General features: G+C 57.7%; 16 protein-coding genes. 8 read left to right on the top strand and 8 right to left on the bottom strand.

The features are described from left to right. Positions 1 to 17 precede the first annotated feature (17 nt). Complete coding sequence (gene ldcA, locus C6A40_RS14300; RefSeq protein ID WP_045334988.1) at positions 18 to 932, bottom strand: muramoyltetrapeptide carboxypeptidase; 915 nt, start codon at positions 930 to 932, stop codon at positions 18 to 20. A 107-nt stretch (positions 933 to 1,039) separates the two neighbouring features. Here ldcA and emtA point away from each other — a divergent pair, with 107 nt between their 5' ends. Next, entirely contained in the window at positions 1,040 to 1,651 is a 612-nt protein-coding gene (gene emtA / locus C6A40_RS14305; RefSeq protein ID WP_008502664.1) for a membrane-bound lytic murein transglycosylase EmtA, read from the top strand. A 38-nt stretch (positions 1,652 to 1,689) separates the two neighbouring features. On the opposite strand, the gene ycgR is transcribed toward emtA, so the two are convergent. Then, entirely contained in the window at positions 1,690 to 2,421 is a 732-nt protein-coding gene (ycgR, locus tag C6A40_RS14310) for a flagellar brake protein YcgR (protein WP_008502663.1), read from the bottom strand. Between the two features lie 208 nt (positions 2,422 to 2,629). On the opposite strand from ycgR, the gene C6A40_RS14315 reads away from it, so the two are divergent. Further along, the gene (locus tag C6A40_RS14315) at positions 2,630 to 2,884 is read left to right on the top strand and encodes a GlsB/YeaQ/YmgE family stress response membrane protein (protein WP_008502662.1); all 255 of its coding nucleotides are present in this window, start codon (positions 2,630 to 2,632) and stop codon (positions 2,882 to 2,884) included. 112 nt (positions 2,885 to 2,996) lie between these two features. Beyond that, on the top strand, positions 2,997 to 5,099 hold the full coding sequence (locus C6A40_RS14320) for a TonB-dependent siderophore receptor (protein WP_058657671.1): 2,103 nt from the start codon (positions 2,997 to 2,999) through the stop codon (positions 5,097 to 5,099). A gap of 64 nt (positions 5,100 to 5,163) precedes the next feature. Here C6A40_RS14320 and C6A40_RS14325 read toward each other — a convergent pair whose 3' ends face one another. After that, positions 5,164 to 6,849: an alpha,alpha-trehalase gene (locus tag C6A40_RS14325; RefSeq protein ID WP_021240398.1), complete on the bottom strand. Its 1,686-nt coding sequence runs from the start codon at positions 6,847 to 6,849 to the stop codon at positions 5,164 to 5,166. Between the two features lie 102 nt (positions 6,850 to 6,951). Then, entirely contained in the window at positions 6,952 to 7,908 is a 957-nt protein-coding gene (locus C6A40_RS14330; protein WP_008502659.1) for an AraC family transcriptional regulator, read from the bottom strand. Between the two features lie 115 nt (positions 7,909 to 8,023). On the opposite strand from C6A40_RS14330, the gene C6A40_RS14335 reads away from it, so the two are divergent. Next, on the top strand, positions 8,024 to 9,211 hold the full coding sequence (locus C6A40_RS14335) for an MFS transporter (RefSeq protein ID WP_025913132.1): 1,188 nt from the start codon (positions 8,024 to 8,026) through the stop codon (positions 9,209 to 9,211). Between the two features lie 41 nt (positions 9,212 to 9,252). On the opposite strand, the gene gap is transcribed toward C6A40_RS14335, so the two are convergent. Together gap and C6A40_RS14345 are read right to left on the bottom strand one after the other, a co-directional pair. Further along, positions 9,253 to 10,263 (bottom strand): type I glyceraldehyde-3-phosphate dehydrogenase, encoded by a 1,011-nt coding sequence (gap, locus tag C6A40_RS14340; RefSeq protein WP_021240396.1) that lies wholly within the window; start codon positions 10,261 to 10,263, stop codon positions 9,253 to 9,255. Positions 10,264 to 10,341: 78 nt separating this feature from the next. Then, positions 10,342 to 11,322 carry a GlxA family transcriptional regulator gene (locus tag C6A40_RS14345; RefSeq protein ID WP_045334986.1) on the bottom strand — a complete coding sequence of 327 codons (981 nt, stop codon included), beginning with the start codon at positions 11,320 to 11,322 and terminating at the stop codon, positions 10,342 to 10,344. 148 nt (positions 11,323 to 11,470) lie between these two features. Between C6A40_RS14345 and C6A40_RS14350 the strand changes: the two genes are divergently transcribed. After that, positions 11,471 to 12,442, top strand: a complete 972-nt coding sequence (locus C6A40_RS14350; RefSeq protein WP_045334984.1) for a fatty acid desaturase — start codon at positions 11,471 to 11,473, stop codon at positions 12,440 to 12,442. Continuing rightward, entirely contained in the window at positions 12,435 to 13,193 is a 759-nt protein-coding gene (locus C6A40_RS14355; RefSeq protein WP_045334982.1) for a phosphate/phosphite/phosphonate ABC transporter substrate-binding protein, read from the top strand. The genes C6A40_RS14350 and C6A40_RS14355 overlap by 8 nt, the downstream gene beginning before the upstream one ends. Here the strand turns inward: C6A40_RS14355 and C6A40_RS14360 are convergent. After that, positions 13,172 to 14,068: a LysR family transcriptional regulator gene (locus C6A40_RS14360; protein ID WP_045334980.1), complete on the bottom strand. Its 897-nt coding sequence runs from the start codon at positions 14,066 to 14,068 to the stop codon at positions 13,172 to 13,174. The genes C6A40_RS14355 and C6A40_RS14360 overlap by 22 nt on opposite strands. Positions 14,069 to 14,089: 21 nt before the next feature. Continuing rightward, positions 14,090 to 16,378 carry an FdhF/YdeP family oxidoreductase gene (locus C6A40_RS14365; protein WP_045334977.1) on the bottom strand — a complete coding sequence of 763 codons (2,289 nt, stop codon included), beginning with the start codon at positions 16,376 to 16,378 and terminating at the stop codon, positions 14,090 to 14,092. Positions 16,379 to 17,381: 1,003 nt separating this feature from the next. Here C6A40_RS14365 and C6A40_RS14370 point away from each other — a divergent pair. Then, entirely contained in the window at positions 17,382 to 17,876 is a 495-nt protein-coding gene (locus tag C6A40_RS14370; protein WP_039266581.1) for a hypothetical protein, read from the top strand. Positions 17,877 to 17,899: 23 nt separating this feature from the next. After that, a complete protein-coding gene (tssJ, locus tag C6A40_RS14375) occupies positions 17,900 to 18,403 on the top strand; it encodes a type VI secretion system lipoprotein TssJ (RefSeq protein WP_023344389.1) in 504 nt (167 codons plus the stop codon). Positions 18,404 to 18,431 lie beyond the last annotated feature (28 nt).

Here is an 18,431-nt window from a genome sequence, read left to right on the forward strand (position 1 = left end):
GGGGTATAACGGCTTTTTTATGCCTTTATGACAGGATGGCCGCTGATGGTCAGCCGGGAGCCGGAATCATTATGGAGCAGGGAGGCGTGCGCCCCCAGCGCCAGGGTCACGGTGCGCTGCTCATGACCGAAGTCCAGACCGGCGATCACCGGAATATCCAGCCGCGAGCGAATGAACTCAACCATGGTTTCCAGGGAGTAACCCGCGTCATAGTCATTCGGGGCAGAGCCGCTGAAGCTGCCCAGCACAATCGCGGACTGGCGCTCAAGAATACCGGCATGATAGAGCTGCAACAGCATCCGTTCGACGCGGAACGGATGTTCGTTGATATCTTCCAGCACCAGAATGCCGTTTTCAATGTTCGGCATCCACGGGGTGCCGATGAGCGAAACCAGCATCGCCAGGTTGCCGCCCCAGAGCTGACCTTCGCATTCCCAGTGCGGTCCATTCCCCTGCCACTCCACGCTGTAGGTGGGATTACGCAGCGCGCGCCAGAAATGTTCCACGGTGAACGCTTCCAGCTCCGGCGCGCCGAAGTTCCCGGCCAGCATCGGGCCGCTGAAGGTGATGACGTTATGCAGCGCCAGCAGCCCAAGCTGGATGACGGTGAAATCGCTGTGGCCGCATATCAGCAGCGGATCCAGCTGCTGACGCTCCGCCAGGCCCTGCCAGTCAATGCTCTCCAGCAGCCGGCTCGCGCCATATCCGCCGCGCACCGCCAGCACTATCCGGTTTTCACCCTTCAGGTTCACCAGACTGTTGATATCATTCAGCCGCTGCGCTTCGGTACCGGCAAAACGCTGCTGGCGGCGGGGGATAATCGTCTGATTTTCTACCTGGTGGCCCGATTCCAGCAAACGCTGAACGCCCCGCTGCGCCGCGTCCTGGTTAATGCAGTAGCCCGACGGCGCGATGAGATGAATCTGAGACATGGCAATTCCTTGCTGAATGAGAAACTAATTGTCTATATCATGCCGCGTATACGCCGCCTGCTTCAAGGGGCGGCGCACCGCGATGACCGGCTATAAGGATAGATGACGTGAAATTGAGATGGTTTGCTTTTTTGATTGTGTTGCTCGCTGGCTGTAGTTCAAAACATGATTATCAAAACCCGCCCTGGAACCCGGAAGTGCCGGTGAAGCGGGCGATGCAGTGGATGCCGATCAGTGAACAAGCCGGGAAAGCCTGGGGCGTCAGTCCGCGTCTCATCACGGCGATCATTGCGGTGGAGTCCGGCGGTAACCCCACGCTTGTCAGCAAGTCGAACGCGGTGGGGCTGATGCAGCTTAAAGCGTCAACGGCGGGGAGAGAGGTATACCGCTACATGGGCTGGAGCGGCCAGCCGTCGACCAGCGAGCTGAAGAACCCGGAGCGCAACATTTCAATGGGCACGGCCTATCTGAGCATCATGGAGCATGGCGTGCTGAAGGGGATTCAGGATCCGGAGGTCATGCAGTACGCGCTGGTGGTGTCTTACGTTAACGGCGCCGGCGCGTTGCTGAGAACCTTCTCCTCTGACCGCAAAGAGGCGATAGAAGAGATTAACGGCATGGACAAAGACGAATTCTTTGAGCATGTGGTGAAAAATCACCCGGCACCACAGGCGCCTCGTTATATCTGGAAAGTGCAGAAAGCGATGGATGCCATGTAATGCCGCAGACGGGCGGCGGTCACGCTGCCCGATGTTTTTTAAAGAACTTTATTTGCGCGTTCGCGCGCCTCCCGCTCCAGGGAGTAGATAATGCGCTGCAGTTCGCGCTCTGCGCCAGGACCGACGTTGAGGAAACGGAAGCTCAGACGCGGCGTGGTGATCGTTTCATTTTTGCTGTCCACGACGGTGCGTTCGCTGATGGCAATCAGCTGTGCATCGAAATAAAACCGCCCCCAGCCCCCCATATCCAGCTCGATTTGCGTGAACCGCATGCCCTCTACCAGTCCGTCAGGCTTCGGCGTATCCATCAGCGCGCCCATACCGCCCAGCGACAGATCGAAGAGACGGAAGCGAATCTCTTTTTTGTCCGGCATTTTGGCCTTGCAGAAGTAGGCGGGGTGAAGCGGGGCGCTGATGCGGAAATATTCACGACGCTGGACAAACCAAAGATTAGTGGGAAGCGGGGTCACAAAGGCCGGCAGCCCCTGGTATTCGCTCAGTTCCAGTCGCGACAGGACAAACTCCACTTTGGCGCCCTGCGTTTCGGCCATCACGGCGATATTCTCCGCCTTCAGCGCCGCGCGGTTTTCATACTCCTGACTGCCTAAATCAATCACCAGCCGCTCCTGCGAGGCGTCAAGGATCTTACTGATGAACTGATTATTCGACCAGCTGATGCGCAGCGGCACTTCACCTTTTTGCAGGTCGCGTAATACCCCTAATACAGCCAGCGGATTTTGCTTGAGGAACTGCTCACTGTAATGACTCACGCCGGATGGCTCCTTGATAGATGACAGACTGTCTTAGCGTTATCGGCAATCTGCAATGAAACTTAATACAAACCGGTGAGTTTTTTTTGCCTGTTCAGGCAAAGATAAGTCGGTGACAAGAAAATGATTTTCCGGCGATGACCTATACTTAAGTTAGCTGTGCAGAAGGTTTTCTGCACATGCGTTAAACCTGCAAGAGGGCATCGCTATGGGTATCATCGCCTGGATTATCTTTGGTCTTATTGCTGGCGCTATCGCGAAATTGATCATGCCGGGAAACGATGGCGGCGGCTTTATTTTGACCTGCGTACTCGGGGTCGTTGGTGCGGTTGTGGGCGGCTGGCTGGCGACGATGTTTGGCTTCGGAGGCAACATAAGTGGTTTTGACCTGCACAGTTTTCTGGTCGCTGTCGTGGGCGCCATTGTGGTGCTGGGCATATTCAGGTTACTGCGACGAGCATAAGATAACGTAAACGGCTCTCTGCGGAGGGCCGTTTTTTTACCTGAGTATTGATTTGTTAATGTAAATGATAATAATTGTCGTTCCGTATTGCATCTGACAACAAGACGACATTATGACTCCCTCACGTTTTATGCTTTGCGCCCTGGCAGGCGCCATCACGCTCGCACTGCACGCTCCGGCATTCGCCGAAGAATCCACTATCGTCGTCACGGGCGCAGAGCAGGGCAGCGCGCTGCCGGCCTGGACGAACAGCGCCACGAAATCGGCCGTAGCTGAAAGTAAAACGCCGCAGGTCATCACGACCCTCTCTGCGCCGGAAATTGACAAGCGCCATGCGAATTCCGTGAATGAAATCCTCCGCTATGCGCCGGGCGTTTCAACCGAAGTGCGGGGAAATACCTCCTACATGAGCGAATATAAAATTCGTGGCTTTACCGTCGACCAGGAGTTCTACAACGGGCTGCAGTTACCCTATAACGTCACCGGCAATACCAAAGCGCGCATCGATCCGCTGTTGATTGACAGCGTTGATATCCTGAAAGGCCCCTCATCGGTTCTCTACGGCGGCGGCTCGCCGGGCGGGCTGGTGAATATCCAGAGTAAAAAGCCGCAGCGGGAAGCGCGAACCGAATTCGGTTTTAACACCGGCAACCGCAACCTGAAAGAGGGCTATCTCGACTCAACCGGGCAGATTGCCAACAGCGACTGGAACTACCGCCTGCTGGGGAAAGCGACGGAAAATGACGATCAGCCGCACACCACCCGGTATGAAAACTACCTGGTTGCCCCGTCCGTCACCTGGCAACCCGACAGCAAAACCCGCCTCACCCTGGATGCGCTGGCGCAGAACTCCCCGAGCCTGACGCCGTCTAACCCGCTTCCGATCGCCTACCTGCGCTCGACATACGCGGGCAAGCGCGATTACGCCGGTGATGAGTGGAGCGGGTTTAAGCAGCGTCAGTGGATGCTGGGCTACAGCTTTGAGCATGAGTTTGACAGCGGCTGGGGCTTTAACCAGAAGGCGCGCTATTTCGACGTCGACACGCACCAGCGCAGCGTCTATGCAACGGGCACGGGAAGCGAGGTTTATCAGCTCAACCGTTTTGCCTACACCACCGATGAAGATCTGCAGAGCTTCAACATCGATAACCAGGTGACCAAAACCGTGGCGCTCGGTGACTGGCAACACCATCTGCTGGCCGGGTTTGACTATCAGAAGCTGAACTCCCATTTCCACTACCGTTACGCGTCGACCACGCCGGGCATGGATATGCGCAATCCTGACTATTCGCAAATCAGCGAAAGCGCATTAGGGCTGTATACCGCTCAGAAAAACCGTCTGAGCTATCAGCAGAACGGCTATTACCTGCAGGATCAGGTGGAGTTTGGCGGGTTAAATCTGCTGGCCAGCCTGCGTTACGATGATTATCGCTCCGTCACCACCAATTATCTGCAAAACGGTGATAAGGACTGGGTCTCTCAGGATCGCGTCACCAAACGTCTGGGCGCGCTTTACGCCTTTGATAACGGGATTTCGCCGTTTATCAGCTATTCCGAAGGTTTTGCGCCGGTGTCGCCGCAGGGCACGCTCGTGGCGAAAGACGTCAAACCGACCACCAGCAAGCAGGTGGAGGGCGGGGTAAAATATCTGCTGGCCGACTACGCCACTACCTTTACCGCCTCGGTGTTCAACATCCGTCAGAAAAATGTCGTCACCTCCGATCCGGGCTTCCTGAACTATCGTCAGACCGGGGAAGTGGAATCCAAAGGGGCGGAACTGTCTGCCATCAGCCGCCCGACGGACAACCTGACGCTGATTGCCAACTACGCCTACACCCACGCGATCAATACGGAAGATGACAAGTACAAAGGTAAACGTCCAACGCAGGTGCCGGAGAATGCCTTCAACCTTTGGGGGGATTACACCTTTGAAAACACGCCGCTGAAAGGGCTGATGCTGGGCGCGGGCGCACGCTACACCGGGCCAATGGAAATCTCACCGGCTAACGATGCGGGTAAACTGGGCGGCAGCACGCAGTACGATTTGTCGGCATCCTACCGGATGGGCGAAATTCTGCCTTCGCTGGCCGGGCTAACGCTTAAAGCCAGCGCGCAGAACATCACCAACAAAGAGACGCTGACCTGCTACGACGCGACCAACTGCTGGATTGGGCGGGACAGAACGTATCAGCTTGGGGCAAGTTACAGTTTCTGAGCAAGGCCCTGTTAGGGCAAAAAGTAGGCCGGGTAAGGCGTAGCCGCCACCCGGCAATACTCCCTTACTGCGCCGAGGCTTTCACCGGCGCCACCTCGTCATTCGCCGCAGGCCGATTCTCCGGCACGCTGTCGCACGGTTTCTCTTTCGGGCAGACCCGGTCCAGCATCTTCAGGGTCACGCCGTTGCTCCAGCCGAAGCCGTCCTGCAGCGGATACTCACCGCCGCCGCCGCCCGTACCGGTGGTCGACACGTCATACTTCTCGACCAGTTTCTTTTCCCGGTCATAAGTATGCTGAACGTTCTTCAGGAAGCGCCAGGTCACATCCATTGAGACCTTCTCTTGCCCGTAATTCTGCAACCCTTCCGCGGCCACCCATTGCAGCGGAGCCCAGCCGTTTGGCGCATCCCACTGCTGGCCGCTGTTGACGGTGGTGGTCGCTATCCCGCCCGGCTTCAACAGACGAGAGGAGGTTGCCGCGGCGACTTTTTCGGCACGATCCTGCGCCGCCGCCTTGACGTAAAGCGGGAACAGGGCCGCCGCCGTGAGCTGATTGCGTACCTTCTTGCTCTTCAGGTCGTAATCGGCGTACCAGCCCTCTTTATCATTCCACAGGTGGCTCTCGATGGCTTTCTGACGCGCGGTGGCCAGCGTCTCATACTTGCTTGCGCTGGCGGCATCGCCGCTCTCCTGGCTTGCCCGTGCCAGCAGTTTTTCCATCTTGAACATCAGGGCGTTCAGGTCCACGGGCACAATGCTGGTGGTCCGGATGGTGCCAAGTTTTTGCGGATCGTCCATCCAGCGGGAGCTAAAGTCCCATCCCGAGGCCGCGGCGGAACGCAAATCACGGTAGATCTCGGTTGCCGGTCGGTTTGGGTTACTTTTCGCGGTGTTCACATCGTCAAGCCAGGACTCCGGGCGCGGGGTGTCGCGGTCGTCCCAGTAGCGGTTGAGGACAGCGCCGTCATCCAGTTTCACCACGCGTTTGTTGGCCTGGCCCGGCTGCAGGGCATCGACGCCGTCCATCCAGTAGGCATACTCTTTCTCCATCTGCGGACGATATTTCTTCAGCGCGTCGCTGTCATGGGTCGCCAGCAGTTCAACCATCAGTGAGAAAAACGGCGGCTGGGAACGGCTCAGGTAATAGCTGCGGTTGCCGTTGGGAATGTGGCCGAAGGTGTCGATCTCATACGCAAAGTTATCCACCATGTCGCTGATTTTGTCCCAATGATCGCTCTCAGCCAGGCCCAGCATGGTGAAATAGCTGTCCCAGTAGTAGACCTCGCGGAAACGACCGCCGGGCACAACGTAGGGCTTCGGTAACGGCAGAAGGGAATCCCATTTGTTGCTGGCTTTATCGGTAGTGCGCGTCAGTACGGGCCAGAGATCGTCAATGTGCTCACGTAAACTTTGTCCAGCAGGCGGAACATATTTTTCCCCTTCCGCAGGGAGCGTAAAGTTCATCTCGACAAAGTGGCGTAAGTCAAAGCTGGACTGCGTATGCTGCATCCGGTAGTCCGCCAGAATCATCAGCGGGTCGCTTTTGGGGACGGCATCCGCAAAGGTTTTCTGATCGGGAAACAGTTTGGCGCTCTGCACGTCGTTAAACAGAGGGCCAAGTAAAATATCGGGTGAGGTTGTCTGGGTTGCGGGGTTATCGTCGGCATAGCCCAGTGTCGTTACGCCGAGCAGCGCGCCGCCTAACGCAAGGGGCAAAAACGCGGGGCGTAGTGTACGAGGTCTTATCATCAGTTCGTCTCCTGTCTTCACTAAACAGCGTGACCGCTGTTGTCAATCACCTGAAAACCTTAGACGAATATTGCCCGCTTCGCGTTAAATATTGCCGCGCTTTCAGACCTCTTCCGCGGTCTGGCTGGCTTCCCGCAGCGTGCCCGGCGCATGGCCAATGATGCGCTTAAACGCCCGGCTAAATGCCGCCAGAGAACCATATCCCAGCCGCAGCGCGACCGTTTCAATGGGCTGGTTTTCATGACGAATATACTGAATGGCCAGCCGCATTCTCAGCTCGCTGAGATATTTTGCCGGGGTGGTTCCCGTCGCCGCGAGAAAGCGTTCCGCGAATACGGAGCGGGACGTGCCTGCTTCTTTTGCCAGATCCGCCACGCTCCAGTTCAGCCCTGGCTGCTGGTGCATGGCGTAAATGGCCCGGCTCAGGCGCGGGTCGCGCAGCACCTGCACCCAGCCGGTGGCTTTGCCACAGCCGCCTTCAACCCAGCCCCGCACAATTAATGCCGCCACCACGTCGGCCAGCCGCGCAAGGATCCCGGCATACCCGGCCTGACGCGCCGCGGATTCCCGCTCCATCGCCGCCAGCAGCGGATGAATTTCCGGCCAGGTGGACATCAGCCGGCTAACCATCATCACTTCCGGCATCGCCTTGATCAGCGGCTGCATCCCGCCCAGCTCAAAATCCATGCACCCGCTAAAAATGAGGGTGTTCTCGCTCTCAGGGCAGGGCTCGCAGGTAATGGCGCAGACCGAGCTGCAGATAGGCTCGCTCGGGAAGGCGTTGACCGGGGTAAGGGTGGCCTGCTCGTCAGAGAGCAAAGCGTGGGAATTCCCGCCGGGAATAAAGAGGGCGTCGCCGCCGCTCAGTTCGAACGTTGCGCCGCTCTCCATGCGCAGCAGGGCGCTACCGTGGCTCACAAAATGGAACTGTGCCCGGCCGGGAGCCTGATGAAACGCGACGCCAAAGGGCGCGCTGGCTTCAATCCGCCGGTATTTCACGCCTGACAGGCGCATGCCCCGTAAAAGTTCGCTGATCAAATCGGGTGACTGTACGGTCATGGCGCAACTCCGGACGAATAATCAATAAGTGGAGATTATATGTCATAGATCGTCCAGGGTGAACCTTCTATTCTTTTGCGACAGTAGTCACATTTTTATAACGGGAGATCAACAGATGAGTTCATGTGTCGCGGCGAGCGAGGCGGTAGCGCCTGCAAAACCCGCCTGGCGGGCCGTCTATTCACTGGGGCTGGGGGTATTTGGTTTGATTACGGCAGAATTTCTGCCCGCCAGCTTGTTAACACCCATGGCCGCGAGCCTGGGCGTGACCGAGGGGATGGCCGGACAGGCTGTCACCGCCACCGCGCTGGTGGCGCTGGTCACCGGGTTGTTGATCACCCCGGCGACCAAGAGTATCGACCGCCGCTGGGTACTGATGTTTTTCTCGGTGCTGCAAATTATCTCCAGCCTGCTGGTGGCCTTTGCGCCCAACCTGCACGTCCTGCTCATGGGGCGTCTGCTGCTGGGGATAGCCATCGGGGGATTCTGGGCCATGTCGACGGCGACAACGATGCGTCTGGTTCCGGCGGATAAAGTGCCGAAAGCGCTGGCGGTAATCTTTTCCAGCGTATCAATTGCCACGGTGGTCGCGGCCCCGCTGGGCAGCTATCTGGGCAGCCTGATCGGCTGGCGCAACGTCTTTATTCTCTGCATTCTGCCGAGCATGCTGGCGCTGCTGTGGCAGCTCTGGGTGCTGCCGTCCATGAAGCCGGAGAGCAGCGGTAGCCTGAGTACGCTGTTCCGCGTGCTGCGTCGTCCAGGGATGATCGGCGGCATGCTGGCGACCATTCTGATCTTCAGCGGCCATTTCGCTTTCTTTACCTACCTGCGTCCGTTCCTGGAGACGGTGGGGCAGGCGAGCGTGGAGACCATTTCTCTGATCCTGCTGGGCTTTGGCATCGCCAACTTTGTGGGCACCTCCGTGGCCGGGCATCTGCTGGCACGTAATCTGCGCCTGACGCTGGCGCTGGTGCCGTTTGCGATGGGCGTTCTCGCGCTCATGATGGTCGCCTTTGGTCATCTGGCGATGCTGGACGGGCTGCTGGTCGCGCTGTGGGGCTTTGCATTTGGTCTGGTTCCGGTGGGCTGGTCAACCTGGCTTGCGACCACCGTTCCGGATGAAGCCGAAAGTGCAGGGGGGCTGCTGGTGGCCTCAATCCAGCTGGCGATAAGCGCCGGTGCGGCCGGAGGTGGGGCGGTATTTGATCTTAACGGTGCCAGCGGCGTGTTCGCGGGCAGCGGTTTGCTGCTGGTGACGGCGATGGTGATTGTGTTTATGGGTGTGAAAGTGAAAGCGGAGTGATTTTTTAGCCGGGTGAGCGTTCGTGCCACCCGGCCTCAGGTTTATAGCCCTTTCTTATCCATCAATACCGCCAGATCCACCAGGCGGTTAGAGAAGCCCCATTCGTTGTCATACCACGCCAGGATCTTCACCATATTCCCGCCAATCACCAGCGTGGAAAGCCCGTCGATAATCGAGGAGCGCGGGTCACCCTGGTAATCGCTGGAGACCAGCGGTTCATCGCTATAGCCCAGAATGCCTTTCAGAGGCCCGCTGGCGGCCGCGTTGCGGAACGCGTCATTCACCTCTTCGGCGGTCACGTTGCGGCTCAGCGTCACGGTTAAATCGACAATCGACACCACCGGCACCGGCACGCGCAGGGAGTACCCGGTCAGCTTGCCGTCCAGGGAGGGGATCACTTTCCCCAGCGCTTTCGCCGCGCCGCTGGAGTAGGGCACAATCGACAGCGCCGCCGCGCGGGCGCCGCGCAGATCTTTCTCTGGCTGATCGTGCAGCGCCTGGCTGTTGGTGTAGGCGTGCGTCGTGTTCATCAGGCCATGCTCAATTCCGAACTGCTGATGCAGCACCTGAGCGGCCGGTGCCAGACCGTTCGTGGTGCAGCTCCCGTTGCTCACCACCGCGTGCCGGGCGGGATCGTACTGGTCATGGTTGACGCCCATCACAATCGTCAGGTCGTCGTTCTTCCCGGGGGCGGAAATGATGACGCGCTTAGCGCCGCCGTGGGTGATATGCACCGCCGCTTTCTCCCGCTCGGTGAAGAAGCCGGTGGCCTCAATCACCACGTCTACCCCGGCATCACGCCACGGGATATTCGCCGGGTCGCGTTCGCTAAATACCACGATCCGCTGGCCGTCTACCTGCAACGCACCGTCACCCGCTTCAACGGGCGCGGGCAGTTTGCCCAGAAGGGAATCATGCTTCAGCAGATGGGCGAGGGTTTTACTGTCCGTCAGATCGTTAATCGCCACAATCTGCAGATCCGGGTTGCCCAGCGCCGCGCGCAGGACATTACGTCCGATACGGCCGAAACCGTTAATACCGACCTTAACCATGGTGCACTCCTTATCTCTGTTGTCTGGAGTCACTGTAGGCGTCGGGCCGGCTGGCGTAAATGACAAAAAAGGATCAGATTACGCCATGTTGCGGCAGTGAAAGCGCTGGCGGTATTCGCCGGGCGTGAGGTGAAGCTGTTTCTCAAAGATGCGGCGTAAATTAATGCTGGTGCCAAATCCGCTTTGCTCCGCAACGCGCTCAAGGGGATCGCGGGTTTGCTCAAGCAGCTGGCGGGCGGCGGCCAGTCGCGCTTCGGTCACGTAGCGGGCAGGCGAGACCCCGGCCTCGCGGGTAAACACGCGGGTGAAGTTACGCGGGCTCATCGCCGCTTTCTCGGCCAGGTTCTCCACGCACAGATCGGCGGTGAGGTTCTGCAGGATCCAGCTTTGCACTTCGCCTATCGGCCCTGCGGTGCCCGGCTGCTGCAGGCTGTAGCGGCTGAACTGCAGCTGTCCGCCGGGACGTCGCAGGTACATCACCATATCCTGCGCCACGTCGCGGGCGAGGGTAAATCCGTAGTCGTCCTCCACCAGCGCCAGGGTCAGATCAAACCCGGAACTCACGCCGCCGGAGGTCCAGATGGGGCCATCCTGAATGTACAGCGGGCCGCCTTCGACCTGGATTGACGGGTACTGGGCTTGCAGGGTCTCCAGCAGCCGCCAGTGGGTGGTGGCGCGCCGACCGTCCAGCAAGCCGGTCTGGGCCAGCAGCATCGCGCCGCCGCAGACAGAGGCGATCCGCCGGGCGTGCGGCGCAGCGAGGTGCAGCCAGTCCACAACGGCTATGCTCTCCTGCTCGTTCATACCGCGTCCGGTGATGATAATGGTGTCCAGCGGTTCGCGCGGATCCAGCTCCGGCAGGCGATAGTCCGCCAGCAGGTTCAGACCAGACTGGCCGTGGATCACCTGGTGAGGCTGCGTGGTGGCGATGATAATCCGGTAGCGGGGATGCGCCAGCCCTTCCGGATGCAGCCGGTTGGCCTGCATCAGAATGTCGGCGATACCGGCGGCTTCAAACAGCATGCCGCCGTCGGGAACGATAATCAGGATCTTCTTCATGTCCTGAAAAGTACCTTTAACACAGAATAAGTCAAGCGTGCCCGCACTTCACGTTTCTGGCAAAGCAAAGCGATTTAAGTTGTTTGTGATTTCAGGCGTAATCCCCGATCGTCAGGGCACTGTCTCTGGCGAAACGGCGTCTGAAGGAATGGGTAAACGAAGCTCCCTCTATTTACATCCGCAACAACGCAATCAAATTCACCGCCTCGCGTCGAGTTTCTTATGGCGAAGCGAACTGCCCACCTGGCTGTTAATGTTCACGATTTATGCGGGCTGGTTTGCCACGCTGGCGTTCTGGCAAACGCTCGGCCTGCTGCCCGCCACGCTGCTGCTGATCGGGTTTACCGCCTGGTATATGTCCCTGCAGCATGAGCTTATCCACGGGCATCCCACCCGTTTTGCCTGGCTTAACCAGCTGTTCGGCACGCTCCCGCTGGCGGTCTGGTATCCGTATGGCCTCTACCGGGATTCCCATCTGGCCCACCATCGGTACGATAGCCTGACCCATCCGGTGGATGACCCGGAGTCGTATTATTTTACCGAGGCGAGCTGGGCGCGCTTTTCCCCCTGGCAGAAGCGCCTGATCCGGGCCCGAAATACCTTTGCCGGGCGGCTTCTGCTGGCGCCGCTGCTGGATATCGTCCAGACGCTGGGCAGCGCCGGGGCGGCGTTTCGTCATTTTCACCTGCGGGCGATGACGATGTGGCTGGTTCACATCACGCTGCTGGCGGCGCTTTTCGCCTGGATGACGCACGTCGGTTTTTCACCCGTCTGGTTTGTGCTGGCGGTCAGCTATCCGGCGCTGGCGCTGACCAAGGTGCGATCGTTTCTCGAACATCGCGCAGCGGACGATCCGCTGGCGCGCTCCGTCATTAACGAGGCCGGGCTGTTCTGGCGGATACTGTTTTTAAATCTCAACTACCATTCAGTACACCATGATTTACCGGGGGTGCCGTGGTACGGGCTGAAGGCGATCTACCAGCAAAACCGGGAGGCGTACCGGGAGCGAAACCGCGGTTTTCTCGTCAGGGGCTACGTTGAATGGCTGCGCCAGTTCTGGGCCAGGCCCGTCGACGTCACCGTTCACCCCGGAAAACAACAGGAGGAGGGATATGAGTAACCTGCTGGCGTTTCCCATGTATGCGGTGGATCGCGCCGACACCCGCGCGCTCTGGCTGGCGGTAAAGGGGCTGCTGGCTGCGCGCGGTGTGCCCGTCGAAGATGTCCCTGGCTGGCCGGAGTCCGATCTGCTCACCCACTGGCGACAGCCTGGGCTTGTTCTCAGCCAGGCCTGCGGTTATCCGCTCGTCACGCAGCTTCCGGACGTGCAGGTCGTCGGCTGTTTTCACTACGCGGCCCCGGGCTGCGAAGGGTTCCACTACCGCAGCTTTCTGGTGGTGCGCGAGGAGGATCGCCACCTCACGCTGGCGGATTTTCGCGGCCGACGAGCGGTCTGTAACTCTGCGGACTCGCAGTCCGGCTACAATGCGCTGCGAAAAAAAGTGGCGCCTCTGGTGGCTCAGGAGCCGTTTTTCGCGCAAACGTTCTTTAGCGGCAGCCATCGCCAGTCGCTGATTGATGTCAAACGCGGGGCAGGGGATATCGCGGCCATCGACTGTGTCACCTGGGCACTGCTGCAGCGTCACGAACCGGAAAGCCTGACGGGTCTGGCGGTCATTGACCGTACCCCTCTGACGCCAGGGCTGCCGCTCATTACCTCGCCCCGCACCTCGCCTGAGACCCTGAACGCCCTTCGCGATGCGCTCCACGCGCTGGTGAGTTCGCCGGAGCACCGGGCCGTTTGCGACGCGGTGCTGATCCGCTGTTTTAGCGTGGTGACGCGTCAGGCCTACGCCTCATTGCTGGCGTGATAGATCTCCTGCGCGTCGGTAAAACAGCGCAGCGCCAGCGAGGAGACGGGTTTTTGCCGGCGCATAATCAGGCCGACAGGGGCCTCGATATCCGCGTCGGCGATGGGGACGATCCTGAAATGGCTGTTCAACTCTTCCAGCCCGTTGTTCAGCGGCATCACGGCACAGCACACGCCGCTTTGCACCGCCTGGATGATCTGGAACGTGGAGTCGCTCTCGAAAACGGACCTCGGTTCAATGCCAGCAGACTTAAAGCTGGCCTCCATATGCGCCCGGTAATGCATCCCTTTGGTCAGGAACCCCAGCGGAAAATCCGTCAGATCGCGCCAGGTCAATGTCTCCTGGCCGAGCTGGAAATGGCGGACGTCGTGCAGCAGGCCCATCTTCGTTTTGGGAAGCTGGATAATATCGAACAGGCTGGTGTCGATGCTGTTGAGATAGCAAATCCCCAGCTCAAGCTGATTGCGGCTGACGCCGTCGGCAATCTGCGCGGAGGACATGGAATAGAGGCTATAGGTCAGTTCCGGGTATTTTTGCGTCAGCAGGCGAATAAAGATCATCGGATCCACGCTCGCCAGCGGCACCATCCCCAGACGGAGTTCGCCCACCACCTGACCTTTGCACAGCGCGGCTTCCGCCTGTAGCCCGTCATGTGCAGCCAGCAGCGCGCGGGCCCACGCGAGGATGCGTTCACCCTCCGGCGTAAACCCTTCAAAGCGCTGCCCGCGCACAATCAGTACCAGCCCGAGCTCCTCTTCCAGGCTGCGGATGCGCATGGAAAGGGTCGGCTGAGTGATGTTGCACTGCGAGGCCGCCTTGCCAAAATGGCGGGTCTCGTCGAGCGCGATTAAATATTTTAACTGTTTAATATCCATCGTTTTCTCTGCGCGATCGACTTACAGCATGCGGATCTCTTTTGAGCGCAGGGTGATGCGAACCGGAACGGATTTATACGACGGCGTACCGCTGTCCTTATCCAGATAATCAAGCGGTACCAGCACGTTGGCCTCCGGATAATAGGCCCCGACGGTCCCCGGCGCGATGTTGTACGCCACCACGGTAATGTCTTCCAGACGCTGTCCGTTGCCGGGCAGGGCGGTTTCGATATCCACGCGGTCGCCGTGGTCCAGCCCTGACTGCGCCATATCCTCTTCGTTCATAAACAGCACGTCGCGGCGACCAAACACGCCGCGGTAGCGGTCGTCCAGCGCGTAAATGGTGGTGTTGTACTGGTCGTGGCTGCGCAGCGTGATCAGGCGCAGGACGTGCTCACCTTCACCGCTGGCGTTCTCGTGTACGCCGTCGAAGACCGAGAACATCGCTTTTCCCGTCGCCGTTGGCCAGAGACGTTGCGTTGGCGGCAGCGGCATACGGAAGCCGCCGGGAACGCGGATCCGCGCGTTATAGTTCTCAAACCCCGGAATGGTCTGCTCGATCAGATCGCGGATGCGGTCGTAATCCTCAACCAGCGTCATCCAGTCCACGCGGGTATCCGGCAGGGTGGCTTTCGCCATGCCCGCGACGATAGCGGGTTCTGACCGAAGCAACGGGGAGGCGGGTTTTAGCTTGCCGGATGAGGCATGGACCATCGACATCGAGTCTTCAACGGTAATGGACTGGCGGCCGGTGGCCTGAACATCCAGCTCGGTACGGCCAAGACACGGGAAAATAAAGGTCTCTTTGCCCACCAGCAGATGGGTACGGTTGAGCTTGGTGCCGACGTGGACGCTCAAATCCAGGGAGCCCATGGCTGGGAACCCGCGTTCATGATCGGGCATCGCCACCGCAAAATTACCGCCGAGGCAGATGAGCGCCTTCGCGCGGCCGTCGATCATCGCCTGGGTAGCCTGCACCGCGTCATGGCCGTGGTGAGACGGTGGCTCAAAGCCGAAAACCTCCTTCAGACGGTTCAGGAAGGCCGGCGTGGGTTTCTCGCTAATCCCGACGGTACGGTTCCCCTGCACGTTTGAGTGGCCGCGCAGCGGGCATATTCCCGCGCCGGGCTTGCCGATATTCCCGCGCATCAGCAGCAGGTCCGCAATCAGGCGGACGTTGGCCGTCCCTTTATTATGCTGGGTAATGCCCATCCCGTAGGTAATGATGGTGGCATTCGATTTCGCATAGGCCTCAGCCACCTGTTTGAGCGCCGCCTGGCTGAGACCTGACTCGCGCTCAATGTCGTCCCAGCGGGTTTGCGCGATATCGGCGGCAAAGTCCTCAAAGCCCTGAGTATGTTCGACAATAAACGCGCGATCGAGCACGTTACCGCGTGCGGCCTCCATTTCGAGAAGGTGTTTGGCAATCCCTTTCAGCGCGGCGGCATCACCTCCGGCCTTCACCTGGAAATAGGTCGAAGCGATATCTGTGGAGCCGTAAGTCGCCATTTCAATCACGCTTTGCGGGTCCGCAAAACGTTCCAGCGCGCGCTCGCGCAGCGGGTTAAAGACGATAATCGGCACGTTGCGACGGGCCAGCTCATGGAGGGTCCCCATCATTCGCGGATGGTTCGTACCGGGGTTATGGCCGATGGAGATCACCAGCTCCGTCTTATCGAAGTCGTCCAGCGAGACGGTCCCTTTCCCAATCCCAATCGAACGGGGCAAACCGACGCTGGTGGCCTCGTGACACATATTTGAGCAGTCGGGGAAATTGTTGGTGCCGTATTCGCGGGCGAACAGCTGGAACAGATACGCCGCTTCGTTAGAGGCGCGCCCGGAGGTATAGAACTCGACCTCGTTCGGCTCGAGCCCGCGCAGTACTTCGCCGATGCGTTGAAACGCCTCGTCCCAGTCGACGGGGCGGAAGGTGTCGCTCGCACGGTCATAGCGCAGGGGATGCGTCAGTCGCCCGTAGCCTTCCAGCTCAAAGTCCGATTTTGCCAGCAGCGAGGAGACGCTGTTTTCAGCCAGAAACGCGGGGGTGACGCGTTTGCTCGTTGCTTCCCAGGTCACCGCTTTGGCACCGTTTTCGCAGAACTGGAACGTCGATTTGTGTTCTTTATCAGGCCACGCGCAGCCCGGGCAGTCGAAGCCGTCAGGTTGGTTAGTGCGCAGCAGCGTCGCGGGGGCGTCAAGGGTATCCATTTGGGTGCGTACCGCAATGGCCGTTGCTTTCAATGCGCCCCAGCCGCCAGCAGGGCCGTCATAGTGTCTGATGCCTGGCACCGAGCGTCTTTTCTTGTTCATACCCACTCCTGATTTGTTCAATCACACAACGCCTGAGCTCAAAAAATCACTGACGAGAGCAATAGGTGAAAGCAATGACGGCCGGATGGCAACGCACATACGGAACGGAAAAATGCCTTAACGCAAACTCTTTTTATTACAGTAATTTATTTGGGCTGGTGTTTAAATATTTAAAGAAATTATAACGAATTTTTATCATTTTAATAATAAATCTTATCTATCGTCCGGTAGGTGAGATAGATGGCGGTGAGCAGGAAAGTATGTAGCGCCAGTAAAATATCGAATGAAGCTGATGCGCTGGAGATATCGCCGCGATTCGCGGCTGGTGGGCTGCTGGAGGCATTTTTCAATTGAGAGAATGGCAGGAAGGTTTACTCACGCTTAATGAATAATAGATATAAGGTATACCTGACAGTGGAATTATTACGGCCTAAAATATACGCTTTTTTTGCGGCATGAAATTAACATTTTTCTGCATAAGTGAAATATTCTCACCCAGGCGATGAAGCGTCTTCAATATTAAAGATACCCTGTTAGTGCAACAAATAATTCATCAGGGATATATTCCTTTGCCATCAAAAAAACGCGAATTCTACTAATTATGGTAGTGGCGATAATAGCGTGATTGCGTTAATGAAGTGGTTCTCTTTTGTGTTTTTTAATATATAAAACATGATGTTATGTGGTTTTGTGGTGGAGGAATAAGAAAGGATGGGCGTTATCGTTTTTTATCATAGGATTAATCCTATAATTTTCCGACTGCTTCATTTACCAACAGTTACGCGGCGGTAAATATTGAATTGATACGAAGCTCATGTAAACTTGTTTACCGTTTGTCAAAATATGTCAGGAAGACACTGGGCCTTATTCTGAAAGGCTCGTGCGGTAGCTATGCCCTTAAAGTAGTAACGCCCCGAAAATATCCTGGCTATTTTAACAATAACACTTAAGTCAAACTTCATCCCCTTATCTCCATCATCGAAATATCGCTACGGAAAAGCATATGAAAATGCGCGTACTGTTTTCACTTCTGTTTGTAATGGCGGTGGCGGGCTGTAAAGCACCGCAGAAACCTGTGATCAACGACGATACGATCGAGACCAGCCAGGTCAACGGCGTCACCTTAACCCACCGTCACGCTGTGACGCCGCCGACGGAGTTCACGCCGGTTAACGAGCCGTATCGTGCCATGTATCCAGCCTCTCTGATGAGCCGTCCTGACTTCGGCGGTAAAGTTATCCGCACTCTTGATACCGGAAAAACGTACGTGGTGCTGGGTCAGGTTGAACACTACTGGATGGCGCTTGCCGATGAAGGTAACGAGCAGCTGATTGGTTACGTTCCGATGCGCGCCGTTATCAAGGCCGACCAGTACGACGCCGCCGTGCGTAAACAGGCCATTCGCCATAAGACGCGTAAAAAAGCGACCTGTGTCGATGTCGACGGCAACAGCAAAGCCTGCAAAGACAGCGCTAACGGTACCTGGATCCTGAACTAAACGGCTTTCATGAGCGCATTTTTATGAATAATAAAAATTTTCATAGGCTGTGGTTATTCTTTTACGCGATGATTTTCGCGCTGATCGGTGGTTGTTCGTCGTCTTCACACAGCGACCCCTCCCGCTACAATCTGCAGTTTCAGGCTCATCCACAAATCAATGAATCTGCGCCGCTTAAGGTTCGGGTGCTGTTGCTGAAATCCGATGCGGATTTCATGTCCAGCGACTTCTACTCCCTGCAGAACAACGCGTCAGCCACGCTTGGCGCGAATCTGCTGAACAGCGATGTGTTCTTCCTGATGCCGGGACAGCTGTCAAAAACTCTCAGCGGGCAAAGCTCGCCGGAGGCTCGCTACATCGGCGTGATGGCGGAGTACCAGGTGCTGGATGGCAAAAAATGGCGCGTTTCACTCCCTCTGCCCGTGCCTGGCGAAAATCATATCTACCAGTTCTGGAAATGGTCCGCCGATGAACTTCAGGCCAACGTTTTTCTCGACGTGAACGGCATTCGGGTCATCAGCCAGTAACGCGCTTCTAAACAGGAAACACATCATC

It is taken from the genome of Enterobacter sp. GER_MD16_1505_Eko_090 (genome assembly GCF_003331015.1).
GTDB classification, from domain to species: Bacteria; Pseudomonadota; Gammaproteobacteria; order Enterobacterales; family Enterobacteriaceae; genus Enterobacter; species Enterobacter roggenkampii.